The sequence below is a fragment of the Nodularia sp. UHCC 0506 genome, from assembly GCF_034931045.1.
Classification (GTDB): domain Bacteria; phylum Cyanobacteriota; class Cyanobacteriia; order Cyanobacteriales; family Nostocaceae; genus Nodularia.
In genome coordinates this window covers 1-3,604 of sequence record NZ_JAYGHH010000098.1, presented here as the reverse complement: position 1 = coordinate 3,604, position 3,604 = coordinate 1, and the positions used below count along the sequence as shown (strand labels likewise).

4 protein-coding genes are annotated in these 3,604 nt (G+C 43.2%); all 4 read left to right on the top strand.

All coding sequences use genetic code 11. The features are described 5' to 3' along the window. Nucleotides 1–468 precede the first annotated feature (468 nt). Nucleotides 469–1,443 (top strand): hypothetical protein, encoded by a 975-nt coding sequence (locus tag VB654_RS25110; RefSeq protein WP_323216551.1) that lies wholly within the window; start codon nt 469–471, stop codon nt 1,441–1,443. A gap of 22 nt (nt 1,444–1,465) precedes the next feature. Then, nucleotides 1,466–2,515, top strand: a complete 1,050-nt coding sequence (locus VB654_RS25105) for a site-specific integrase (protein WP_323216550.1) — start codon at nt 1,466–1,468, stop codon at nt 2,513–2,515. Nucleotides 2,516–2,518: 3 nt separating this feature from the next. Then, nucleotides 2,519–2,986: a hypothetical protein gene (locus VB654_RS25100; protein ID WP_323216549.1), complete on the top strand. Its 468-nt coding sequence runs from the start codon at nt 2,519–2,521 to the stop codon at nt 2,984–2,986. A gap of 2 nt (nt 2,987–2,988) precedes the next feature. After that, nucleotides 2,989–3,604 (top strand): hypothetical protein (locus VB654_RS25095; RefSeq protein ID WP_323216548.1); only part of this gene is annotated, 616 nt, incomplete at its 3' end.

Genomic DNA, 3,604 nt, shown 5'->3' with positions numbered 1-3,604 from the left:
AACGTTTCGCAGCTATCACAAATGGATCTAATTTAGATACAAATCTGTAGATAGTTGAGCGATGTGGAATTTCTAAGTTTTTTTGGCCAATAACCGCACGAGTATGATTTTCTTGAGTAATTTGGCGGAGAATTTCATCATGTACATCTGCAATATCGGGTCTAGAGTTATTTAAATAAATTGCCTGAATGCAAGTCTCAATAATTTTAATTACTTCCTTCTCTAGTTTGGGTCGGTAATCTCCTTTGCATCTGTGCTTGGGGACTAATGAACGATTATTTTGTGTTGTACCCTCTTTTACTGTATGATTTTCATGAGACCATAGGGTTGATTCGGAAGTTATACCACTTTGAAAAAAGAATGCGACAGATATCCATCACCGAAGCCTTGTTATGTCTGGCTTTCTTAATTTTGAATTTTGAATTTTGAATTTTGAATTTTGAATTTTGAATTGGTATTAGAGGTTGTATGTCCGCAAACGCCGATTTAATTAGGGGAAGAGGTTCAACGAAGACGCAGGCGGAAGTTAGGGCAACAGGTGGGGTTGAATCTCCATCGGAATTATCCCCCTTGCTCCGGGCTAAAAGTTCCCTGGCCTCTGCTTCAAAACTGAATTACCAGCCACAGGCCAGTGATACGAACATTGAGGCAGATAAATATCTGTTTGCTCGCCTACGACAACTTTCGCTCAAACAACGCTTAGAAATGTTGGTTGTTCATGAGCGTGGAGTGAAGAAACTTTGCCTTGTAGGAATTAAATCCCGACATCGTGGCGCATCTGTGGAGGAAATTCGTCGTGTTTTTACCCGTGCTGTATTAGCAGAAAAATATTCTCTTGATTTTCACCCCCAAGGTAATGATGAAAATATGTGGATTCAGGATTCAATCTCGTTGGCAGCAGAATTACACCAAATTTTTGAGTCCACGAATATTCCTTACTATGTAAGTGGTGGTGTTGCATCTTCGCTGCACGGTGAACCTCGTTCCACTCGTGATTTAGATTTGGTAATTTCAGTCCAATCTGACCAAATCGATTTGTTGGTGGCGACACTTGAAGGTGCGGGATACTATTGCCCAGCAGGTGCGGTTGAGGGTTTAAAGCAAGGCAGTGAACGAATGCTGAATATCACCCATACCGAAACTATTGCGAATGCAGATTTATATATCACTGATGTTTCGCCGTTTGCAGTGTCTCAGATGGCACGTCGCAGGCTCATCGATTTAGAAGGCATACCTGCGTTTTGGGTGGCTTCCCCAGAAGATACAATTTTACAAAAGTTACGCTGGGGTAGGGAGAGTCAATCAGAAAAACAGTGGCGCGATGTCTTGGGGATACTGAAGTTGCAAGCAGAAAGTTTGGATTATATGTACCTGGCAGAATGGTCAGAACGCTTGGATTTGATTGATGCTTTGAACCAAGCATTTACTGAAGCTGGTGTCTAATATTTAATTTGGAAGTCAATAAATGCCATCGCCTGATAGTTTAGAAAAAGATTCGTTACCACCGATTAAACTCATTCTACTGGAAAATGACAATGCCGCATCTGCTCATACTTCCACAAAATTGAGTAGCAAATCAAAAAGGATAACCGCACCTACTGATATTCGTTTTGTGAAGGTACAGGAGTTTTTACGCAGCAATAACCTTGCACCTAACAGCCGTAAGCTCTACGAACGGGAATTGAAGCGGTTTTTGGCTTGGACAGAACTGCACTATCACGAGATGCGTCCACGTCATTTTGGGCAGTATAAAGAGTACCTGCGGGATGATGTCCGTACTGATACTGGTAAACCTCTGGCTAAAAGCAGCATGAATGCGGGAATTGCGGCTCTCAAAAGCTTTTTTAAGTGGATGTGTTATACCTATCCTGAGATTATTGCTACTAATCCCACACTAGGGATAAAATTAGAAAAAATCCCCCTACCACCTGCTCAAAGTTTAACGCCAGAACAAATGCAACGGGTATGGTCAGCGTTGGAGTTTCTGGGAGAAACAAAACAACGGGATACAGCGATGGTTCACATTCTCAGTCATGGACTCCGGGCTGGGGAAGTTGTACTGTTAAATGTTGGGTCTTTTGATGGGAAGGTGCTGTTTTTACCAGATACGAAAACTAATGAACCACGCTTAGTACCGTTGCGAAAACAAAGCCGAGAAGCTGTAACGGAGTATTTGCGATCGCGCGAAGAACTCGGTGAACAATTAAATAGCCTCAGCCCATTAATGATTTCACACCATGCTTCATATCAAGGACAGCGCTTGAGTTATCACGGAATTTACTTTGCTATCGAAAAAATAGGGGAAATGGCTGAAGTTGAAGGTTTGCATCCTCACTCTTTTCGTCATACCTATGCGACTGATTTATTACTTTTGGGTATTGACCCTACCCATGCTCGAAAGCTGACGGGACATCAAAGCGAGAGAGCATTTCGACGGTATACACTCCGTAGTGAACAGGAAGCGGCGATTTCTGCTTATTATCGGGCAATTGGCGAAGAAACCGAAGTAGAGTAAACGATGCCAAAGCCGTTAGATCCTAAGTGTCAGTTATGCGCTAAATTACCAACTTCTAAAGCAAAGGTACTGCATGGAACAGAAGGGGACGGATGTTGGAATCCGAAAGTCTGCCATAATCGCCGTTCCTTCTATCGTCGCCGAACTGATAATAATTCAGCAGAAATTGAAGAAATTACAGTTGCGCCACCGGCAACGTATTTTGCGGTGCTATATCTATATAAGGAACCGGGAGATAAACCATTACACGCCTTGGGTGCAGAACTGTGGCTGGGACAAAAACCTATTTGTCGGCTAGAACCAATTCACTGTTTTGGGTTAACGGCTGGCAAGATCCGCACCTATACTGACCAAGTGTTACAGGCATTTGCTCAACAATATAATGTCTCACTCTATCAATATAAGGATATGTTTGAGGTTAGCCCCAACCATTGTCCAGTCCGTCCCTGTCCATTGCACCCTGAATCATAGAGATGACCAAATATCGTCAGTTATCAATCTGGGATATCTTGGATGAGATGTCAGAGGCTCCGCCGACATCTTCACTTGATGCAGTTTGGGATTGTTTGGATGCAGAATTGCATGATTTACCTTTAGAAGCACAGTTATCAAATGCAGCACTGGCTTTTACTCAAATTGCAGATATTCTCAACGTTCGTGCTGAGTCACTGTTGCAGGATGTACGCGATGGGCTACGCCCCGCCGGAGGCGATCGCAATAGTCCAGATGGACCAGTTATCAGTACCGATATTTTTGCGGGATTAGTGCGAACGACGATGCAGTTAGATTTGGATGATTTGATTGAAACCCCTGTACCACAGACGTTTCAACCACATAGACCGCATCACTTTACCCCTACATCTGATTTAGGTGATTCAATGGTAGCACCTGTGGAGAAGGCGCAAGTGTTGGCGATGTTGGAAGAGGTGACGAGTTTAGAGGATGTTCATAATTTGGCTAGTGATGAAGATGTGCAAAAATGGCAGAGTGCGATCGCTCACTATCTGACACAAGTTCAAGGTGAAATTTCTTTAACTAAACTTCAACGGATGTTACGGATGCCAATGGTGGAGGTGTGGCTGGGATCTT

Coding starts and splice junctions, on each gene's coding strand:
- VB654_RS25110 (WP_323216551.1), top strand. CDS start 469: ATGTCCGCAAACGCCGATTTAATTAGGGGAAGAGGTTCAACGAAGACG.
- VB654_RS25100 (WP_323216549.1), top strand. CDS start 2,519: ATGCCAAAGCCGTTAGATCCTAAGTGTCAGTTATGCGCTAAATTACCA.
- VB654_RS25105 (WP_323216550.1), top strand. CDS start 1,466: ATGCCATCGCCTGATAGTTTAGAAAAAGATTCGTTACCACCGATTAAA.